General features: G+C 50.0%; 24 protein-coding genes. 5 read left to right on the forward strand and 19 right to left on the reverse strand.

All coding sequences use genetic code 11. The features are described 5' to 3' along the window. Position 1: 1 nt before the first annotated feature. The 18 genes from rplE to PGN_RS12470 form a co-directional block, all read right to left on the reverse strand. A complete protein-coding gene (gene rplE / locus PGN_RS08800) occupies positions 2-562 on the reverse strand; it encodes a 50S ribosomal protein L5 (RefSeq protein WP_004583586.1) in 561 nt (186 codons plus the stop codon). Further along, positions 562-882 (reverse strand): 50S ribosomal protein L24, encoded by a 321-nt coding sequence (gene rplX / locus PGN_RS08805; RefSeq protein ID WP_004583587.1) that lies wholly within the window; start codon positions 880-882, stop codon positions 562-564. The genes rplE and rplX overlap by 1 nt, the downstream gene beginning before the upstream one ends. Before the next feature lie 22 nt (positions 883-904). Then, positions 905-1270, reverse strand: a complete 366-nt coding sequence (rplN, locus tag PGN_RS08810) for a 50S ribosomal protein L14 (protein ID WP_004583588.1) — start codon at positions 1268-1270, stop codon at positions 905-907. Position 1271: 1 nt separating this feature from the next. Beyond that, positions 1272-1526: a 30S ribosomal protein S17 gene (rpsQ, locus tag PGN_RS08815; protein WP_004583589.1), complete on the reverse strand. Its 255-nt coding sequence runs from the start codon at positions 1524-1526 to the stop codon at positions 1272-1274. 13 nt (positions 1527-1539) lie between these two features. Further along, positions 1540-1734, reverse strand: a complete 195-nt coding sequence (gene rpmC / locus PGN_RS08820; RefSeq protein ID WP_004583590.1) for a 50S ribosomal protein L29 — start codon at positions 1732-1734, stop codon at positions 1540-1542. A 5-nt stretch (positions 1735-1739) separates the two neighbouring features. Continuing rightward, a complete protein-coding gene (rplP, locus tag PGN_RS08825; protein ID WP_010956445.1) occupies positions 1740-2174 on the reverse strand; it encodes a 50S ribosomal protein L16 in 435 nt (144 codons plus the stop codon). Between the two features lie 20 nt (positions 2175-2194). Further along, positions 2195-2935, reverse strand: a complete 741-nt coding sequence (rpsC, locus tag PGN_RS08830; protein WP_004583592.1) for a 30S ribosomal protein S3 — start codon at positions 2933-2935, stop codon at positions 2195-2197. Between the two features lie 6 nt (positions 2936-2941). Continuing rightward, a complete protein-coding gene (rplV, locus tag PGN_RS08835) occupies positions 2942-3346 on the reverse strand; it encodes a 50S ribosomal protein L22 (protein WP_004583593.1) in 405 nt (134 codons plus the stop codon). 54 nt (positions 3347-3400) lie between these two features. Continuing rightward, complete coding sequence (gene rpsS / locus PGN_RS08840; protein ID WP_010956447.1) at positions 3401-3670, reverse strand: 30S ribosomal protein S19; 270 nt, start codon at positions 3668-3670, stop codon at positions 3401-3403. A 22-nt stretch (positions 3671-3692) separates the two neighbouring features. Continuing rightward, positions 3693-4517, reverse strand: a complete 825-nt coding sequence (gene rplB / locus PGN_RS08845; protein WP_010956448.1) for a 50S ribosomal protein L2 — start codon at positions 4515-4517, stop codon at positions 3693-3695. Positions 4518-4523: 6 nt separating this feature from the next. Continuing rightward, positions 4524-4817, reverse strand: a complete 294-nt coding sequence (gene rplW / locus PGN_RS08850) for a 50S ribosomal protein L23 (RefSeq protein ID WP_004583596.1) — start codon at positions 4815-4817, stop codon at positions 4524-4526. Between the two features lie 14 nt (positions 4818-4831). Then, the gene (rplD, locus tag PGN_RS08855; protein WP_012458578.1) at positions 4832-5461 is read right to left on the reverse strand and encodes a 50S ribosomal protein L4; all 630 of its coding nucleotides are present in this window, start codon (positions 5459-5461) and stop codon (positions 4832-4834) included. Next, positions 5461-6078 carry a 50S ribosomal protein L3 gene (gene rplC / locus PGN_RS08860; RefSeq protein WP_010956449.1) on the reverse strand — a complete coding sequence of 206 codons (618 nt, stop codon included), beginning with the start codon at positions 6076-6078 and terminating at the stop codon, positions 5461-5463. Before rplC ends, rplD begins: the two co-directional genes overlap by 1 nt. Positions 6079-6100: 22 nt before the next feature. Beyond that, complete coding sequence (gene rpsJ / locus PGN_RS08865) at positions 6101-6406, reverse strand: 30S ribosomal protein S10 (protein ID WP_004583599.1); 306 nt, start codon at positions 6404-6406, stop codon at positions 6101-6103. A 15-nt stretch (positions 6407-6421) separates the two neighbouring features. Beyond that, positions 6422-8545 (reverse strand): elongation factor G, encoded by a 2124-nt coding sequence (gene fusA, locus PGN_RS08870; RefSeq protein WP_012458579.1) that lies wholly within the window; start codon positions 8543-8545, stop codon positions 6422-6424. Between the two features lie 12 nt (positions 8546-8557). Further along, positions 8558-9034, reverse strand: coding sequence for a 30S ribosomal protein S7 (gene rpsG, locus PGN_RS08875; protein WP_012458580.1), 477 nt, complete (start codon positions 9032-9034; stop codon positions 8558-8560). Positions 9035-9270: 236 nt separating this feature from the next. Next, on the reverse strand, positions 9271-9675 hold the full coding sequence (gene rpsL / locus PGN_RS08880) for a 30S ribosomal protein S12 (protein WP_012458581.1): 405 nt from the start codon (positions 9673-9675) through the stop codon (positions 9271-9273). Positions 9676-10068: 393 nt separating this feature from the next. Next, positions 10069-10161, reverse strand: coding sequence for a DUF1661 domain-containing protein (locus tag PGN_RS12470; RefSeq protein ID WP_353310168.1), 93 nt, complete (start codon positions 10159-10161; stop codon positions 10069-10071). Here PGN_RS12470 and PGN_RS12010 point away from each other — a divergent pair. Further along, positions 10130-10309, forward strand: a complete 180-nt coding sequence (locus PGN_RS12010; protein WP_230491408.1) for a DUF1661 domain-containing protein — start codon at positions 10130-10132, stop codon at positions 10307-10309. The two genes, PGN_RS12470 and PGN_RS12010, sit on opposite strands and share 32 nt — an antisense overlap. Here the strand turns inward: PGN_RS12010 and PGN_RS08885 are convergent. Then, positions 10272-11558: a DUF3667 domain-containing protein gene (locus PGN_RS08885; protein ID WP_012458582.1), complete on the reverse strand. Its 1287-nt coding sequence runs from the start codon at positions 11556-11558 to the stop codon at positions 10272-10274. The genes PGN_RS12010 and PGN_RS08885 overlap by 38 nt on opposite strands. A 205-nt stretch (positions 11559-11763) precedes the next feature. On the opposite strand from PGN_RS08885, the gene PGN_RS08890 reads away from it, so the two are divergent. The 4 genes from PGN_RS08890 to PGN_RS08905 are packed head-to-tail and all read left to right on the forward strand — an operon-like array spanning position 11764 to position 17762. After that, on the forward strand, positions 11764-13023 hold the full coding sequence (locus PGN_RS08890; protein WP_012458583.1) for a 3-phosphoshikimate 1-carboxyvinyltransferase: 1260 nt from the start codon (positions 11764-11766) through the stop codon (positions 13021-13023). A 21-nt stretch (positions 13024-13044) separates the two neighbouring features. Beyond that, positions 13045-13488, forward strand: a complete 444-nt coding sequence (locus PGN_RS08895; protein WP_004583605.1) for a hypothetical protein — start codon at positions 13045-13047, stop codon at positions 13486-13488. Beyond that, on the forward strand, positions 13481-14287 hold the full coding sequence (locus PGN_RS08900; RefSeq protein ID WP_012458584.1) for a metal ABC transporter permease: 807 nt from the start codon (positions 13481-13483) through the stop codon (positions 14285-14287). Before PGN_RS08895 ends, PGN_RS08900 begins: the two co-directional genes overlap by 8 nt. After that, positions 14280-17762 (forward strand): tetratricopeptide repeat protein, encoded by a 3483-nt coding sequence (locus PGN_RS08905; RefSeq protein ID WP_012458585.1) that lies wholly within the window; start codon positions 14280-14282, stop codon positions 17760-17762. Before PGN_RS08900 ends, PGN_RS08905 begins: the two co-directional genes overlap by 8 nt.

Raw genomic sequence — 17762 nt, forward strand, 5'->3', positions numbered from 1 at the left:
ATCAATTTTGTTTTTTAGCGTTCTTGAACGGTAAACCGAATTCTTTCAGAAGGGCATAACCTTCTTCATCGGATTGCGCCGAAGTCACAAAGGTAATATTCATTCCGAGAATCTTCGTAATCGCGTCGATATTTATCTCGGGGAAAATGATTTGTTCATTGATTCCCAACGTATAGTTACCTCTTCCATCAAGCTTGCTTTCGATACCCTTAAAGTCGCGGATTCGAGGCAAAGCGATGCGCACCAGACGTTCCAAGAACTCATACATTTGCTCACGACGCAGAGTAACCATAACACCGATTGGCATCTTCTTTCTCAACTTAAAGTTTGAGATGTCTTTCTTAGATACCGTCGGTACAGCTTTCTGTCCGGTAATAGCCGTCAATTCGCTTACTGCAACATCGATAATCTTCTTGTCACCGGTAGCCATACCAAGACCTTGGTTGATCACGATTTTCTTCAACACAGGGACTTGCATCACGCTCGTATAACCGAATTGTTTCATAAGGGCAGGAACGATTCTTTCCTGATAGTCTTTCTTCAGATTGGCAGTGGCACTCATTATTTAATCTCCTCCCCTGATTTTTTAGCGTAACGAACTAATTTGCCATTCTCATTGAGACGACGGCCAATGCGAGTTGCCTTTCCTGTTTTGGGATCGACAACATTCAGGTTGGAAATATGTATAGGAGCTTCCTTTGATATGATTCCACCCTGAGGATTCTTGGCGCTAGGCTTAGCATGCTTTTTGATCATATTCAGCCCTTCAACGATAGCACGCTGTTCCTTTACTAATACCTCCAAAACGCGACCGGAGTGGCCCTTGTCTTCGCCACTGATCACCATGACGGTATCACCTTTCTTTATATGTAATTTACTCATTTCTGCTTGCTTAATTATAAAGTTATAATACTTCGGGAGCGAGAGAAACAATTTTCATATTTGTTCCACGCAGTTCGCGTGCGACCGGTCCGAAGATACGGCTGCCACGAATATCACCGGCTGCATTCAGCAAGACACAAGCATTGTCGTCAAAACGGATATACGATCCATCGGGACGACGAACTTCTTTCTTCGTACGTACGATTACAGCTTTGGAGACAGCACCTTTCTTGATATCGCTTGAAGGGATAACACTCTTGACCGAAACCACGATGATATCACCCACAGAGGCATAACGTCTGCGCGTGCCGCCCAAAACACGAATACAGAGAGCTTCTTTTGCTCCGCTGTTGTCAGCGACAACGAGTCTTGATTCTTGTTGTATCATCTTATTTTGCCCTTTCGATTATTTCAGTTAGTCTCCATCTCTTTGTACGACTCAGAGGACGCGTCTCCATGATACGTACCGTATCGCCGATACCGCATTCATTCTTCTCGTCATGTGCGTGGTATTTTTTTGTCTTATTGACAAACTTACCATATATAGGATGCTTCTCTTTCCACTTCACAGCAACCGTGATAGTCTTATCCATTTTGTTGCTTGAGACAACACCCACACGTTCTTTTCTAAGATTTCTTTCCATGTGTGCACTCTATTTATTTATTGAGTTCGCGTTGGCGCAGCACTGTCTTCATCTGCGCAATCATACGACGTTGATGCTTTAGTTTAGCAGGACTATCCAAAGGCGAAACCGCATGGTTGATTCGCATTTGGTCATAAGCAGCCACTTCGGCATCCAATCGCTCCTGGAGCTCTTTTGTTGCAAGCTCTTTAATTTCGGCAATCTTCATGACAATTACGCATTTTGATTTTGGATATCATAATCGTGACGAACCACGAACTTAGTCGTTACGGGGAGCTTCTGAGCAGCCAAACGAAGAGCTTCCTTAGCTATTTCGTAAGGCACACCTTCCACTTCGAAAATGATTCGACCGGGAGTAATAGGAGCAACGAAACCTTCCGGAGCACCCTTACCTTTACCCATACGGACACCTTCTCCCTTCTTGGTAATAGGCTTGTCAGGGAAAATACGAACCCATACTTGTCCTTGACGCTGCATATAGCGAGTCACTGCAATACGAGCGGCCTCAATCTGACGACCGGTTATCCACTTGCTCTGCAAAGACTTGATTCCAAAAGAACCGAAAGACAACTGGTTACCTCTCTGGGCAAAACCCTTCATGCGACCTTTCTGCTGTCTTCTAAACTTTGTTTTTTTTGGTTGTAACATTTTGTCTGTCTTTCTAAATGTTAGCGATTACCTTTTCTTCTACGGTTGCGATCACCGCCACGGTTGTTGCCGCCCTGTGCATTGGGACGACGGCTTTGGTTTTTGGCCACTGCAAAATTGGGGGCGAGGTCGCGTTTCTCGTAAACCTCCCCTTTGCAAATCCAAACCTTGATACCGAGCAAGCCGACCTTAGTCAGAGCCTCTGCCAAGGCATAGTCAATGTCCGCACGGAGAGTATGCAGAGGAGTACGCCCTTCCTTGAACATTTCAGAGCGTGCCATTTCCGCACCGTTCAAACGGCCGGAGACTTGAATCTTGATGCCTTCTGCCCCCATACGCATAGCCGATGCAATAGCCATTTTTACGGCACGACGATAAGCGATCTTTCCTTCCAGCTGGCGAGCGATATTTTCAGCCACAATAGCAGCATCCAACTCAGGCTTCCGGATCTCATAGATATTGATCTGGACATCCTTTTTCGTGATGCGCTTCAACTCTTCTTTCAGCTTATCGACTTCCTGACCGGCCTTGCCGATGATCATACCCGGGCGAGCGGTACAGATGGTAATGGTAACCAACTTCAATGCACGTTCAATAACGATACGCGATACACTGGCTTTGGCAAGGCGAGCGTTCAAATACTGACGAATACGACTATCTTCCAATAGCGTCTCACCATATTTACGACCACCATACCAATTGGAATCCCATCCACGGATGATTCCCAAACGATTACTTACCGGATTTATTTTCTGTCCCATCCTTCGTTAGTTATTATCGTTATTAAGCGTATCTACATAAATGGTCACGTGATTCGAGCGTTTACGAATCCGATAGCCACGACCCTGTGGTGCAGGGCGAAGGCGTTTGAGCGTAGAAGCACCGTCTACACAAATACGAGACACGAACAACTCACCCTCTTCGGCTTTACGCTCGTTCTTCTCTTCCCAGTTTGCCACTGCAGAACGCAGCAGCTTCTCTACACGTGCCGAAGCTTCTTTGTTAGAGAACTTCAGCACACCCAAGGCGCGATTCACTTCCATACCACGGATCATATCGGCCACCAATCTCATCTTGCGGGGAGAAGTAGGCACGTTACGAAGCTTGGCAAAGTACATCTGCTTGAGGGCTTCCTTTCTTGCTTCGGCTGAATTATGTTTTCTTGCACCCATTGTTCTTAATACTTTTAATTGTTCAGATTCCTGAAGTGTTTGTATCCAACCGAATTACTTCTTCTTGTTACCGGCATGACCACGGAAAGTACGTGTAGGAGAGAACTCCCCTAACTTATGACCCACCATGTTTTCGGTAACAAAAACAGGAATAAACTTATTTCCGTTATGCACTGCAATGGTATGTCCCACGAAGTCGGGAGAAATCATTGAGGCACGAGCCCACGTCTTAATGACAGCTTTCTTGCCGCTCTCGTTCATCGCCAAGACCTTCTTTTCCAGCTTGAGATTAATATATGGACCTTTCTTAAGTGAACGACTCATAATTTTCTTTGATTAAATCAGATTACTTTTTCCTTCTCTCAATGATGTACTTAGAAGAATGCTTCTTCGGAGCTCTTGTCTTCAAGCCCTTAGCATACAAGCCCTTGCGTGAACGGGGATGACCTCCTGACTGGCGACCTTCACCACCACCCATGGGGTGATCCACAGGGTTCATCACCACGCCTCGGTTGTGAGGTCTGCGACCCAACCAGCGAGAACGACCGGCCTTTCCCGATTTTTCCAGAGCATGGTCAGAGTTGCCCACGCTACCGATCGTAGCCTTACAAGTAGACAAAATACGACGAACCTCGCCTGAAGGCATCTTGATCACCACATAGGTTCCTTCGCGAGAAGTCAACTGGGCAAATGATCCGGCAGAGCGAACCATCTTGGCACCCTGGCCCGGGCGAAGCTCAATGTTGTGAATAATCGTACCGACGGGTATATTCGCCAGAGGAAGAGCGTTGCCGACTTCGGGTGCAGCTTCGCTACCTGACATCACTGTATGGCCGACTTCCAGTCCGTCCGGAGCGATGATATAAGCCTTTGCTCCGTCCGCATAGTAAAGCAGCGCGATACGAGACGAACGATTAGGGTCGTACTCGATGGTCTTTACTGTAGCAGGAATGCCATCTTTCGTTCTCTTGAAGTCGATGAAACGATACTTTTGTTTGTGACCACCACCGATGTAACGCATTGTCATCTTACCGGTATTGTTACGGCCACCCGTTTTCTTCTTACCAACTACAAGAGACTTCTCTGGTGTGCTTGCAGTGATCTTATCAAACGCACCAATAACCTTGTGTCTTTGCCCCGGGGTTGTGGGCTTGAGTTTACGTATTCCCATTTTTTCTTAGATATTGCTGAAGAAGTCGATCGTTTCTCCTTTCTTAAGCGTCACAATCGCCTTTTTGAAAGAAGCCTCTTTACCGCGAATCAGTCCACTCTTGGTATAGCGATTTTTACGCTTACCGTCATATCTCATCGTGTTCACGTCTTCGACTTTCACATTATACATAGCCTCTACAGCCTTCTTAATCTCTATTTTATTCGCGTTAGGAGAAACGCGGAAGCCATAACGCTCCGACATCTTTTCCGTAACAGCCGTCATCTTTTCCGAAATAATCGGCTTAATGATGATTCCCATATACCAAATCCTCCTTATGCTTTAAATAGTTCATTAACAACGGCAACAGAACGCTCTGTCAGCACGAGATTCTTGGAAGCCAACACTGTGTAAGTATTGATCAGATTGGCAAGAATCAAATTCGTATTCGGCAGGTTGCGAGCAGACAAGTACACATTCTTATTCACCTCGGGAAGGACGTAGAGTACTTTCTTTTCGTCCACCTTCAATGCGGCAGAAATAGCCTTGAAAGCCTTTGTTTTGGGAGCATCGAAGTTAAAGTCCTCCACGACGATGATCTCATTGTTCTTCGCTTTGTAGCTCAGAGCCGAACGACGAGCCAAAGCCTTCAGCTTCTTGTTCAGCTTGAAGGTGTAGTTACGAGGACGCGGACCGAAAACACGAGCACCGCCACTGAGAAGGGGTGAGTTGATATCACCACGACGTGCTCCACCGCTACCCTTCTGACGGATCAGCTTGCGCGTACTACCGGAAAGTTCGCTACGCTCTTTGGCCTTGTGCGTACCTTGGCGCTGGTTGGCCATGTACTGCTTTACATCCAAGTAGATAGCATGGTCGTTAGGCTCTATCGCGAAGATCGAGTCGTCCAGAACGACTTTCTTACCCGTATCTTCTCCTTTGATATTATATACGCTCAGTTCCATTACTTTTCAATTAACAAGATTGAACCTTTAGCACCGGGCACGCTACCTTTCACAAGGAGCAGATTGTGCTCGGGCATCACCTTAATAACTTCCAGATTCTGCACGGTCACGCGCTCGTTACCCATCTGACCGGCCATACGCGTTCCTTTGAACACTTTGGCAGGATACGAACAGGCTCCGACTGCACCGGGAGCACGCAAACGATTGTGCTGACCGTGTGTAGCCTGACCCACACCACCGAAACCGTGGCGTTTTACTACACCTTGGAAACCTTTTCCTTTAGAAGTTCCCACTACATCGACAAAGTCGGCATCGCTAAAGAACTCTACGTTCAATACGTCGCCGAGCTTGTGCTCGCCTTCGAAATTCTTGAACTCGGCCAAGTGTCTCTTGGGGGCTACATTAGCTTTCTTGAAATGGCCGGCCAAAGGTTTTGTCGTATGCTTTTCCTTTGCATCCACAAAACCAAGCTGCAATGCGCTATAGCCGTCTTTCTCCAAAGTCTTTACTTGCGTAACCACACAAGGACCAACTTCGATAACAGTGCATGGCAGATTCTTGCCCTCGGCACTGAATACGGATGTCATTCCGATTTTCTTTCCTAATAAACCTGGCATTTCAGTTTTTATTAAACGTTTCTCAAACTTTGATTTCCACTTCCACACCGCTGGGGAGTTCCAATTTCATCAGAGCATCCACAGTCTTGGCAGTAGAGTTGTAAATATCAATCAATCTCTTGTATGAAGAGAGTTCGAACTGCTCACGGCTCTTCTTGTTTACGAACGTAGAGCGGTTCACTGTGAAAATCCGCTTATGCGTGGGCAGAGGTATAGGACCGCTAACCATCGCACCGGCTGCTTTCACCGTCTTTACGATCTTCTCGGCAGACTTGTCCACCAGCATATAATCGTAAGACTTCAGCTTAATTCTAATCTTTTGGCTCATATCTATGTTGTTCTTTTATTTGATCAAATCAACGCGACCCTGAGCTTCGGTAAGCACCTGCTTAGCGATGGTAGAGGGCACTTCTGAATAGTGAGAGAAGGTCATCGTACTCGTAGCACGACCGCTCGTTATCGTACGGAGAGCCGTCACATAGCCGAACATCTCAGCCAGAGGCACCTTAGCCTTTACGATACGTGCTCCGGTACGGCTGCTTTCCATACCTTCCACCTGACCGCGACGCTTGTTCAAGTCGCCGATCACATCACCCATACTCTCTTCGGGAGTCACCACTTCCAGTTTCATAATAGGCTCCATCAGAGTAGGATGGGCTTTTTCACAAGCATTCTTGAACGCCTGGAGGGCACAGATTTCAAAAGACAACTGGTCGGAGTCCACCGGGTGGAAAGAACCGTCGATTACGGTTACCTTCAGCTGATCGAGCGGATAGCCGGCCAATACACCATTCTTCATGGCACGCTGGAAACCCTTTTGAATAGAAGGGATGAATTCTTTGGGGATATTACCACCCTTCACCTCATCCACGAACTGCAATTCGCCTTCGAAGTCGGCATCGGCAGGCTCCACACGACAGATAATGTCGGCAAACTTACCGCGACCACCGGTCTGCTTCTTGTACACTTCGCGAAGCTCCACAGGATCGTTGATAGCCTCCTTGTAAGAAACCTGAGGACGTCCCTGGTTGCATTCCACCTTAAACTCACGACGCAGACGGTCTATGATAATATCGAGGTGAAGCTCACCCATACCGCTGATAACCGTCTGGCCGGAATCTTCGTTCGTCTGAACGCGGAACGTGGGGTCTTCTTCAGCCAGCTTGGCCAAACCTACACCCAGACGATCGAGGTCCTTCTGCGTCTTCGGCTCCACGGCAATACCGATCACCGGATCGGGGAAGTCCATAGATTCGAGAACGATAGGATGATTCTCATCGCAAAGCGTATCGCCCGTACGAATATCCTTGAAGCCTACACCGGCACCGATGTCACCGCAACCGATCACCTCTTTGGGGTTCTGCTTGTTAGAGTGCATCTGGAAGAGACGAGAGATACGCTCCTTCTTCTCAGAACGGGCATTGTAAACGTATGAACCGGCAGGCAATTCGCCCGAATATACGCGGAAGAAGCAAAGACGCCCTACGTAAGGGTCGGTAGCAATCTTAAACGCCAAAGCACAGAGAGGCTCGTTGGGAGAGGTCTTGCGCTCTATCACCTTATTCGGGTCAGAAGGATCCGTACCTTCCACTGTGGGAGTATCTGCCGGGCTGGGCAGGAACTTACATACGGCATCGAGCAGTGTCTGTACGCCCTTGTTCTTGAACGAAGAACCGCAGAGCATGGGGTTGATCTGCATAGCGAGCGTACCCTTGCGAAGAGCTGCTATTATTTCGTCTTCCGTAATCGTAGAAGGATCGTCGAAATACTTTTCCATCAGCGTATCATCGCAGTCAGCCAATGTTTCGAGCATCTTGTCGCGCCACTCTTCGGCTTCGCCCACCAGTTCGGCAGGGATATCCTCTACATCGTACTTGGCCCCCATCGTCTCATCGTTCCATACGAGAGCTTTCATAGAAACGAGATCCACAACTCCCTTGAACGTCTCCTCAGCTCCGATAGGAATCTGAATGGGACAAGGATTGGCCCCCAACACCTCGCGAAGCTGGCGTACCACTTCGAAGAAGTTGGCACCCGAACGGTCCATCTTGTTTACATAGCCGATACGGGGCACATTATATTTCTCAGCCTGACGCCACACGGTCTCACTCTGAGGCTCCACACCACCTACGGCGCAGAAAGCGGCAACGGCTCCGTCCAAAATACGGAGAGAACGCTCCACTTCCACCGTGAAGTCCACGTGTCCCGGAGTGTCGATCAGGTTGATCTTGTACTTTTGGTTGTTGTAGTTCCAGAACGCAGTCGTAGCAGCAGAGGTGATCGTGATACCTCTCTCTTGCTCCTGCTCCATCCAGTCCATGGTAGCCGCACCATCGTGCACCTCACCGATCTTGTGCGTCAGACCCGTATAGAACAGGATACGCTCGGATGTAGTAGTCTTTCCGGCATCGATGTGAGCCATGATGCCGATATTTCTTGTAAACTGTAATTCCTTATCAATTGCCATTGGGATCTTCCTTTAGAATCTGAAGTGGGCGAATGCGCGGTTAGCCTCGGCCATGCGGTGCATATCTTCCTTACGTTTGAAAGCTGCGCCTTGATTGTTAAATGCGTCTACTATCTCAGCAGCCAATTTATCGGCCATAGTCTTTCCACCACGCTTACGGGCATAAAGGATAAGATTCTTCATAGAGATCGACTCCTTGCGCTCGGGACGGATTTCCGTCGGCACCTGGAAGGTAGCACCACCGATACGGCGGCTCTTCACTTCTACCTGAGGAGTGATATTATCGAGAGCCGCCTTCCAAATCTCGAGGGCAGACTTCTCTTCGTTTGAGAGCTTCGTCTTCACGATGTCCAAAGCACCGTAGAAGATACTGAAAGCTGTGTTCTTCTTTCCATCATACATTAGGTGATTAACGAACTTAGTCACCCTCACATCACCATAGACGGGATCCGGCAGGATCTGTCTTTTTTTAGGTTTTGCTTTTCTCATTGTCTCAAAAAATTTCGTTTTTGTCGATTGGTTGCCGTTTCATTTTTGTCTTCAACGCTCCCGCCGGAGCATTTACTCAACCCTGTTTAAGCCTATCCAATTGAACTCAAAACCGGTTCTTAAATAATTTGTTGGTTGCGCCCTTGATCGTAGCGCGATTGTAGATTGGGGAAGTGATTCGTCCTTATCGGTCTCCGGCCTCGCTCATCGAGGACGACGAGTCCGCTTAGCGGCTCTTACTTCTTACCTTTAGCGGCAGGAGCCTGTCCGGGCTTCGGACGCTTGGCACCGTATTTGGAACGACGCTGCGTACGGCCATTCACACCTGCTGTATCGAGCGTGCCACGAACAATGTGATAGCGCACACCGGGCAAGTCCTTCACACGACCTCCACGAACCAGCACGATGCTGTGTTCCTGCAAGTTGTGACCCTCTCCGGGGATGTAGGCATTGACTTCTTTGGAATTCGTCAGACGCACACGCGCCACCTTACGCATAGCCGAATTCGGCTTCCTGGGCGTAGTCGTATAAACGCGCACACAAACGCCGCGACGCTGCGGGCACGAATTCAATGCCGGCGATTTGCTCTTATCCGCGAAAGATTCACGACCCTTTCTAACCAACTGTTGAATTGTAGGCATTTCTTCTTTCTTTAAAACTATGATTATAATTATCTCTTTCCTAATCTATTACACTGCCAACTATACGAGCAGTGGCGCAAAGGTACATATATTTTCCCAATCCACAACAGTCCCCGCAGCTTTTTTTTTCACGGCAACGCTCTAATACTCAATAGTATCAACCGACATCTATAGGCCGAACTGTTCCGCCCGAGCGAGAGATCCGAAAAGGTGGATGCGCACCGAAAAGAAAGAGAATACAAAACAGCCCGAAAAAGTGAGATACAGCGTGCAGCCACAGAAAAGAAACGCACTGCATATATTAATGTACGCGCGCGAGAGATGCTGAGGGCAGCACTATTCAGTCCAAAGAGAGAAAACGGAACGGAAAAGGACAACCATCCAGCAAACCGTTTACGCGCCACAATTTTCTGTTTCGATGCTCCGCAAAACGTGGTGCGAGAACTTTTTCGTTTTGGTTCGGGAAGTAAAAAATTCTCGCGCCACGAGGAAAAAATTCTCGCGCCGCTTTTCCCGAAAACACGCGCCGCAATCAGAGCAATTATGGTTCGAGAAAATCAGATCGGAATATATCCGCCCAAGAGCGAGAGGGGTAGCTATGAAGCTCTGCCGACAGCCTCGATCGCCACAATAACTACCGCAATCAGCGAAGCCGTCAGAGCCAAGAAGAGCAAGCAATAGACCACAACGAGGATTGTCCGCCAGAAGCTCCGCCACCAAGAGCAGAGGAATAGCTGCTTGTAGTCCCAGCAAAACAAAAGGAATAGGAGCAATGCAGGTAGCCCGTATAGCGACCCCACCCGGGCATCGCTGTAGAAAGGTAGGGCGAGAACGTTCAGCAACAATAGCTGGCAGGCTATGTACGCCTGAGCGATAATGTGCTCCGTCAGATTATATGCTCCGGCTCCTTTTTGTCGGAAAGCCGCTTTCGTAGTCACGGCGAGAATGGGAAGAATACTGATGATCCTGACAGCCTTGTTGCCTTGAAACCACTCCATCAGCAGGCTCCATATTCTTGAAAAGAAAGGGAGGGACTTCAACCTATTTTTCTGCTCGGTGACAAACCTCATTTGTTTGTAAAAAAAGGCTCTTCTCCCCGTGTGTCGCTCGGCAATCATTTCTCCGCTATCGCTGCCGACTGCCTTATTCTCCTTTTGCAAGGAGGATATTTCTTTTTGATCCATCCGATACTCTTGACGCGTAAGCTCTTCGCCAATGGGCTTTTTCTGCAAGGGATCAGGTCCGATCAGTTGTGCAAAGATGATGTACAGAGAGGCCAGCACGAAAAGGGCCTGAAAGGGACGGAAGTAGACAACCCTCTTGCCACCGATAAAGTCCCGTATCAAATAACCCGGGCGGTAGAGCAGCTCCACGATAGTACGCCCGAAACCACTGTCGATATTGGTGAAGCCGCCTATCACATTTCGGATCATCTGCCGGAAGTGATACCGTCCGGTGCGAGAGGTTTGTCCGCAGCGGTTGCAGAAATTGCCCGTATATCCATCTCCGCAGTTTTGGCATATATGTATGTATGGGTCTGCAGGTGGAGTCGCTCTGCCACGCATCAGTCTCAACTCGAATGCGCGGATTCGTACCCGAAGGGGAAAGAGAAGTGATTGCAGCCGCTGATCGATCTTTCTTGGCAGTAGTCTGCGCTTCCGTAGGATTGCCCAAAAAGCCAGCCCGGTAATGGCAGATATTCCCCATTGTCCCGAAGTGGCCAAATCTTCTATTGCCAACCATAGGAGCGATGCAAGCATGAGGATCTGCAATGAGTTGGCCATTTTTCTCTCCGAATGCCCATGCTCCCCGTTTTTCTGTTTCTTCGAAGTACTATCGCGCGAACCTTCCGTTTTTTTCTTCGTTTTGCTACTCGTTTGCATTATCTGAATTTCACTTGCTTGTGTACAAATATAGTTATGACAAATGAAGGGCGTGGCACACTCGGTTCGGTCGCTTACAGGTGAGCTGCCCCACGAGTGCGATTGATAAGAGCGAAAGGCTTTTTGCTAACTTTGTTGCTATGAATACCGAATTGGTATGACAGTGGGCGCACTGCTTTTCTCCGCGGACCGATACTTTCATGCAATGAAAAGACTTCACTGTACGTTTAATCCCAAAAGTCAGACCGTCGATGTCAGTCTCCGGCTGCCTCCCTCCAAGAGCGAATGGATCCGGCTGTTGCTGCTCCGTGCCATGTCGGGAGAGGTACTGGCCCCCTTGGAGGGAGATGCTCCCACCGATGTGCGGACAGTGCACCGGATTTTGACTTCGGATATATCCGATGAGGTGAACGTAAGGGATGCGGGTACTGCTATGCGCTTTCTGACGGCCTACATGGCGCGCTTTGCCTCCCGGCCTGTACGGTTGTATGGTACGGAGCGGATGTGTGCACGTCCGATCCGTCCTTTGGTGGAGGCTCTTCGCTCTTTGGGCGCGGATGTCATCTACGAAAGAGTAGAGGATTTCCCTCCTCTGCTGATACGGCCGGCAGCCATGTGTGGAGGCAATGTCTGTGTGGATGCAGGTGTCAGCTCGCAGTTTGTCAGTGCTCTCTTGCTGATCGCTCCTACGCTCAGAGGGGGGCTGTCGATCAAGCTGGAGAACAGGGAGGTCTCGGCCCCCTATACCGATATGACTTGCCGTCTCCTCACGGCTTTCGGCATAGAAGTCGAGCGCAGCGAAGACAGCATAACGGTTGGGGAACGGCCTTTCGTGGCTCCGACGGAATGGTATCCGTCGGCCGATTGGTCTGCTGCCGGCTATATATATAATATGGTAGCGGTGGGAGAGCTTTCCGGTAGCGTAAGCCTTCCGGACTTGCTTCCGCCGGAAGAGAGTATGCAGGCCGACAGCCGAGCAGCTACTCTGTTCGGACGGTTGGGAGTCGTCACAGAGAAGACCGATAGCGGCATAACTCTCAGTTATTCGCCGGTGAGGTGTACCGATGATTTCGGCACGGAAGATGTCCGAGATTGTCCCGACCTGGTGCCGACTTTAGCTGTATGTTGTTTGCTGAAGAGGGTACCGTTCTGCCTGACGGGCGTAGGCCATTTGAGGCTGAAAGAGTGCGACCGCTTGGCGGCTATCTGTACCGAAGCACGCAAGCTGGGCTACGTTGTTCGATCGGACAAGGATGCTCTCCTTTGGGATGGAGAGCGATGTACGCCGGAAGAGCTGCCTGTCATCAGGGTCTACGACGATCATCGTATGGCCATGGCCTTTGCAGCGGCTGCCGTATTGTCGAAGAAGGGTGTGATGATAGAGGATGCCGGCGTAGTCGGTAAGAGTTTCCCCGGATTCTTTAGCGCGAGTCGCCTTTTGGGATTCGACGGAGAGGAAATATAAGTAAGAAGCGGATAGACAGAGATGAGCAACATCTTGATATTGATAATCGGCGTACTCGTTTTGGGGCTTGTAGCCGCCCTGACCGAGATCCGCCATTCGCACAAGCGAAGGGCTGCCGAGGCCAAGGGAGAGTCGCTTCCGGAGGAGCCTGTACGAGTGGTTCCGCCGGGGTGTTGCGGTATGCATATCACTTGCGAGAAGGACAGCCTGCTGACAGCCGTGAGCAAGAGCATCGTCTACTATGACGATGAGGAACTGGATCGCTATGCCGGCGTACTTCCGGAGGAATATAACACCGAAGCCGTCGAAGAATTCGAGGAGATCCTTTCCACGCTCCAAGAGGAAGAGGTGCCGTCTTGGATTCGAAGCCTCCAGATGCGACAGATACAAATGCCCATATCCATCAAGGAACAAGCTCTTTTTATCGTATCCGAACACCGTATCCAACACAGACACGATGATTGAAGCACTACAGTACGGATTCTTTCGCAACGCTATCGCGGGCAGTCTGCTCACAGCCATTGTGTGCGGTCTGCTCGGCTCTTATGTAGTGGCTCGGCGGATGGTATTCGTCAGTGGGGGAATTACACATGCTTCTTTCGGCGGTATCGGGATGGGGCTTTATCTGGGGATCAATCCCTTCTTGTCCGCTGCCGTTTTCGCCGTGCTCTCCGCTCTGGGCGTGCAGGGTGTGACGCGAGCCGGACTCCTCCGAGAGGATTCGGCCATTGCAGCTTTTTGGTCTTTGGGTATGGCACTGGGTACGCTTTTTATCGCACTCACGCCGGGCTACAGTACGGGATTGTCCTCTTTCTTGTTCGGCAATATCCTGCTCGTCTCACACACGGATTTGTTGCTCCTCGCGCTTATGGCTTTGGTGATGATCGCCGTATTCGTATTCGGATATCGTACGATCCTCTACACGGCTTTCGATCCTGATTTTGCAAGCACGCGAGGAATTAGGGTTCACCTCGTGGAGATGCTTATGTCCGTGGCTGTGGCTGTGGGTATTGTGCTCAGTATCCGTTTGGTGGGTATCATGCTACTGATGTCGCTCCTGACCCTTCCTCAGAGCATCATGAATCTTTTCACTTCGCACTTCTCTTCGATCCTGTTCGGTTCTGTAATCTTGGCGGCTTTGGCAGCCTTCACGGGTCTCTGGGGCAGTTATAGGTTGGGGATCCCTTCCGGAGCCTTCATCATTCTGGTGCTGGTGGCCTTGTTCCTTTTAGCCAAAACGATTAAGTCCTTTGTCCATGCGTAGCCATAGATTTCTATACCTCCTCGTATTCTATCTGCTCATCCCGGTAGCTGTCGTATTCGGTATGCTGTCCTGCTCCACATCGAAGAATACGGCGGCATCCCGATTCTATCACAATTTCACTACGCGCTATAATGTATTCTACAACGGGCAGAATGCTTATAACGATGCCTATGACAGATTGCTCGAAAGCCACACGGAGGGTTATTCGGAGGAGATATTCCTCGATCCCATCACGGCTCAGTCCGGACAGGAGAAGGCCAAAGAGGGAGGGGCTTTCGATCAGGCCATTGTCAAAGGGCGAAAGGCCATCCACCTGCACAGTATTCGTACCAAACCGGAGCGTAAGCAAGGTTGGCAGAGCGATCCCAAAGCCGTAGCTTTCCAGAACAAAAGAGAATACAACCGCTTTCTGCACAATGCCTGGATGCTCGTGGGCAAATCGCAGTTCTATAATGCCGATTTCCTGCAGGCGCAGGCTACATTTTCTTATATCGCACGCTTATACAGCAACGAACCGATAATCCGCGATGAAGCCCGTCTTTGGCAGGTACGCTGCTACAGTGAGATGGGGTGGCTGCATGAAGGGGAGCGTTTGCTCGAGCGCATCCCTAAAGATCTTCCGCATGTCGATCGTAGAGGGTTGTATTCTTTGGCAGTGGCAGAGCGTTCGATCCTGTCGGGTGACAAGCGCGCGGCCATACCTTATCTCCAACAGGCAGCAAGACAAGAGAAAAACAAGCGACAACGCGCTCGTATGTATTATCTGCTCGGACAGCTTTTACAGGAAAACAATCGGCCGGAGGAGGCTCGCAAGGCCTATTCCAAAGTGTTGCGGGCTTCTCCGCCTTTCGCTTTGGACTTTGCCGCACGGATCAGGAAGATGGAGCTGGAGGGTGAACGGAATCCCCGTACAGTAGCCGCTCGATTGGAACGGATGGCCAAGAAAGGCAAGTACAAGGATGTATTGGATCAGATCTTCTATGCAGCAGGCAATATATACATGGATATTCCCGATACACTGGCGGCGATCAAAGCATATACTACCGGAATAGAGAAGAGCACGGCACGTGGAGCCGATTTTGCCCTCTGCCAGATTCGTTTGGGCGACATCTATATGCAAAGGAAGCAGTACCTGAAAGCTCAGCCTTGCTTCTCTGCCGCAGCCGGTGTATTGAACAGACTCAATCCCGACTACAAGCGCGTAGCCGAACTTTCCTCCCGGCTCGATGAATTGGTCGGTCATGCCAAGGTCGTGCACGAGCAGGACAGCCTTCTTGCTCTTGCTGCCATGCCGGAAGAACAGCGACTGGCCATTATCGACAGCGTTATCAATGCCTATGCCATAGCAGAGAAGAAACGACTCGAAGAGGAGGAGATGGCAAAACTCCAGCAGAGCCAAGAGCTTTTCAATGCGGAGAGTGAAGGATTCGCTCCCTCTCCCGGCGGAAAGACTCAAAATCCACCGCCCGGAATGCAAATGGGAGGAGCTTCGGGTGAATTCTATTTCTATAATCCTCAACTGATAGCGCAGGGCAAAGCCGCTTTCGAACGCAAATGGGGAAAGCGCGTGCTGGAAGATGATTGGAGACGTAGACGCAAACAGGCCAATTTCGACATTCCAACTGACGATTCTTCTACTACAGAAGAGACTGATGAGACGCAACCCGGAACTTTGATGACCGAAGAGGAGCTACAGGCGGCAGCTGCCGATTCCGCTGCTTCCAATCCGCTCAACCGCGAATACTACCTGGCACAATTACCAATGACGGAAGATGCCAAGGAAGCTGCCGGCAAACTCATTGCAGAAGGTCTGCTCGGCATGGGAGCGGTCTTCAATGAGCGGATGGAGAAGTTCGACGAATCGGCTGACACTTACGAGACCCTGCTTCGTCGCTACCCGAACTATGAGAAGAAGATGGATGTGCTCTATCGTCTCTTTATGCTCTACACCCGAATGAACAACAAGCCGGAAGCGGAACGTTGCCGCGTCTTGATCCTACAGTACTATCCCGAAGACAATCTGGCAAAGGCCCTGAGCAATCCCGATTACCTGAAGGAATTGGCCGCAATGGATCGTCGCCAGAACGAACTCTACGAGCAAGCGTTCGACTCCTACCTCAAAGGAGTAGTCGGTTCGGTCAGAAAGAGCAGAAATGAATGCCGCGAGCGATTCCCCCTATCGGAACTGGCACCGAAATTCGACTTCCTCAATGCACTCTGTTATGTGCTGGAGTCAGACTCCAAGGGCTTCACCTCTGCCCTGAAGCAGTTGGTGAAGGATTATCCGAAAGCAGACGTCACCGAATTGGCCTCCTCGATGCTTACCGAGTTGCTCCGCGGCCGTTCCATCGTACAGGGCGGTTATACGGGTATCGACTGGGATATTCGGTGGGGCGGTTCGGATACCGACAGCATATCGCCGGACTCTTTGCCTCCTTTTGTAAAACCCAAATCTTTCGAGCGCACCCGTCTGATCCTTCTTGCTCCTGCCGGTACATTGAATAAAAACAGGGTACTTTTTGCTCTTGCTTCATTCAACTTCTCTCGCTATACAGAGCAAACACTGGAAATAGTGCAGAGCACCGTGGGAGCATTCGATCAGTGGCTGATGACCTCTCTCCCGACCCCACGCATGGGCTGGCAGTATATCAAGGATGCTTTCGCTCCGAACGGATTTATGAGTGCGATGGGCGAAAGCAGCCTGTTGTTCCCCATATCGGAGAGCAATTACCAGCTGCTTGTCAAGGGTAAAAGCATAGGTCAATACATGACCTTCCTCGCAAAAGAAGAAGTGCCCGAGACGGCCTTCGTCCTCGATCGCTGGCAGCAGATGACCGGACGAGCGCAAGCTGTCGGCAAAGAGGATGAGGACATAGAGCCTGCTGGCACTCCGGCTCCTATCGTGTCCGACAAGAACGAGGCCGAGGATACCGCTCGCGATAGTACGTCCGGCACAGACAGGAAACCTCTTGTCTCCATCAAACCGCACAAGGACAGCATTATGACGGCTACTCCTATTACTTTCGACATCGATCGGGAGCAGATCCTCTCCGGAGCCAAGCCTGTGGCAGCCGATTCTTCCGCAGCCGATACGATCTCAGATGCAGCTGCTTTGCCATCGCTCAAGCAGCAAGAAGGCAAAGACGTATCGGTAGAGCAGATTCAGCGGCTGGCCAAAGAGCGTGCACAAAATGAGAAGGACGAAAAGAAAGCACTCGAAAAGGCCAAGCGAGAAAAGGAGCGCGATCGCAAACGAGAATTGAAAGCACGGGAAAAAGAACGAGAAAAAGCCCGTCGCGACAAGCTTAAGGATCAACGTCTCAAGCAAAAGGAACGCGAGCAGAAGCTTAAAGAAAAAGAACGTGAGCGGAAGGAGAAACTTCGTCAACGCGAGCGAGAACGTAAAGCACGAGCGAAAGAACGCGAACAGAAGAAGAAAGCCGGACAGAACAAATCCGGCGGAGGGCCCCAATAA

Origin of the sequence: Porphyromonas gingivalis ATCC 33277, assembly GCF_000010505.1 — a bacterium.
In the GTDB taxonomy this organism is placed as follows: domain Bacteria; phylum Bacteroidota; class Bacteroidia; order Bacteroidales; family Porphyromonadaceae; genus Porphyromonas; species Porphyromonas gingivalis.

Bases quoted from the DNA above. Each gene is read 5' to 3' on its own strand.
- rplE (WP_004583586.1), bottom strand. From the start codon at position 562: ATGAGTGCCACTGCCAATCTGAAGAAAGACTATCAGGAAAGAATCGTT.
- rplX (WP_004583587.1), bottom strand. From the start codon at position 882: ATGAGTAAATTACATATAAAGAAAGGTGATACCGTCATGGTGATCAGT.
- rplN (WP_004583588.1), bottom strand. From the start codon at position 1,270: ATGATACAACAAGAATCAAGACTCGTTGTCGCTGACAACAGCGGAGCA.
- rpsQ (WP_004583589.1), bottom strand. From the start codon at position 1,526: ATGGAAAGAAATCTTAGAAAAGAACGTGTGGGTGTTGTCTCAAGCAAC.
- rpmC (WP_004583590.1), bottom strand. From the start codon at position 1,734: ATGAAGATTGCCGAAATTAAAGAGCTTGCAACAAAAGAGCTCCAGGAG.
- rplP (WP_010956445.1), bottom strand. From the start codon at position 2,174: ATGTTACAACCAAAAAAAACAAAGTTTAGAAGACAGCAGAAAGGTCGC.
- rpsC (WP_004583592.1), bottom strand. From the start codon at position 2,935: ATGGGACAGAAAATAAATCCGGTAAGTAATCGTTTGGGAATCATCCGT.
- rplV (WP_004583593.1), bottom strand. From the start codon at position 3,346: ATGGGTGCAAGAAAACATAATTCAGCCGAAGCAAGAAAGGAAGCCCTC.
- rpsS (WP_010956447.1), bottom strand. From the start codon at position 3,670: ATGAGTCGTTCACTTAAGAAAGGTCCATATATTAATCTCAAGCTGGAA.
- rplB (WP_010956448.1), bottom strand. From the start codon at position 4,517: ATGGGAATACGTAAACTCAAGCCCACAACCCCGGGGCAAAGACACAAG.
- rplW (WP_004583596.1), bottom strand. From the start codon at position 4,817: ATGGGAATCATCATTAAGCCGATTATTTCGGAAAAGATGACGGCTGTT.
- rplD (WP_012458578.1), bottom strand. From the start codon at position 5,461: ATGGAACTGAGCGTATATAATATCAAAGGAGAAGATACGGGTAAGAAA.
- rplC (WP_010956449.1), bottom strand. From the start codon at position 6,078: ATGCCAGGTTTATTAGGAAAGAAAATCGGAATGACATCCGTATTCAGT.
- rpsJ (WP_004583599.1), bottom strand. From the start codon at position 6,406: ATGAGCCAAAAGATTAGAATTAAGCTGAAGTCTTACGATTATATGCTG.
- fusA (WP_012458579.1), bottom strand. From the start codon at position 8,545: ATGGCAATTGATAAGGAATTACAGTTTACAAGAAATATCGGCATCATG.
- rpsG (WP_012458580.1), bottom strand. From the start codon at position 9,034: ATGAGAAAAGCAAAACCTAAAAAAAGACAGATCCTGCCGGATCCCGTC.
- rpsL (WP_012458581.1), bottom strand. From the start codon at position 9,675: ATGCCTACAATTCAACAGTTGGTTAGAAAGGGTCGTGAATCTTTCGCG.
- PGN_RS08885 (WP_012458582.1), bottom strand. From the start codon at position 11,558: ATGCAAACGAGTAGCAAAACGAAGAAAAAAACGGAAGGTTCGCGCGAT.
- PGN_RS08890 (WP_012458583.1), top strand. From the start codon at position 11,764: ATGAAAAGACTTCACTGTACGTTTAATCCCAAAAGTCAGACCGTCGAT.
- PGN_RS08895 (WP_004583605.1), top strand. From the start codon at position 13,045: ATGAGCAACATCTTGATATTGATAATCGGCGTACTCGTTTTGGGGCTT.
- PGN_RS08900 (WP_012458584.1), top strand. From the start codon at position 13,481: ATGATTGAAGCACTACAGTACGGATTCTTTCGCAACGCTATCGCGGGC.
- PGN_RS08905 (WP_012458585.1), top strand. From the start codon at position 14,280: ATGCGTAGCCATAGATTTCTATACCTCCTCGTATTCTATCTGCTCATC.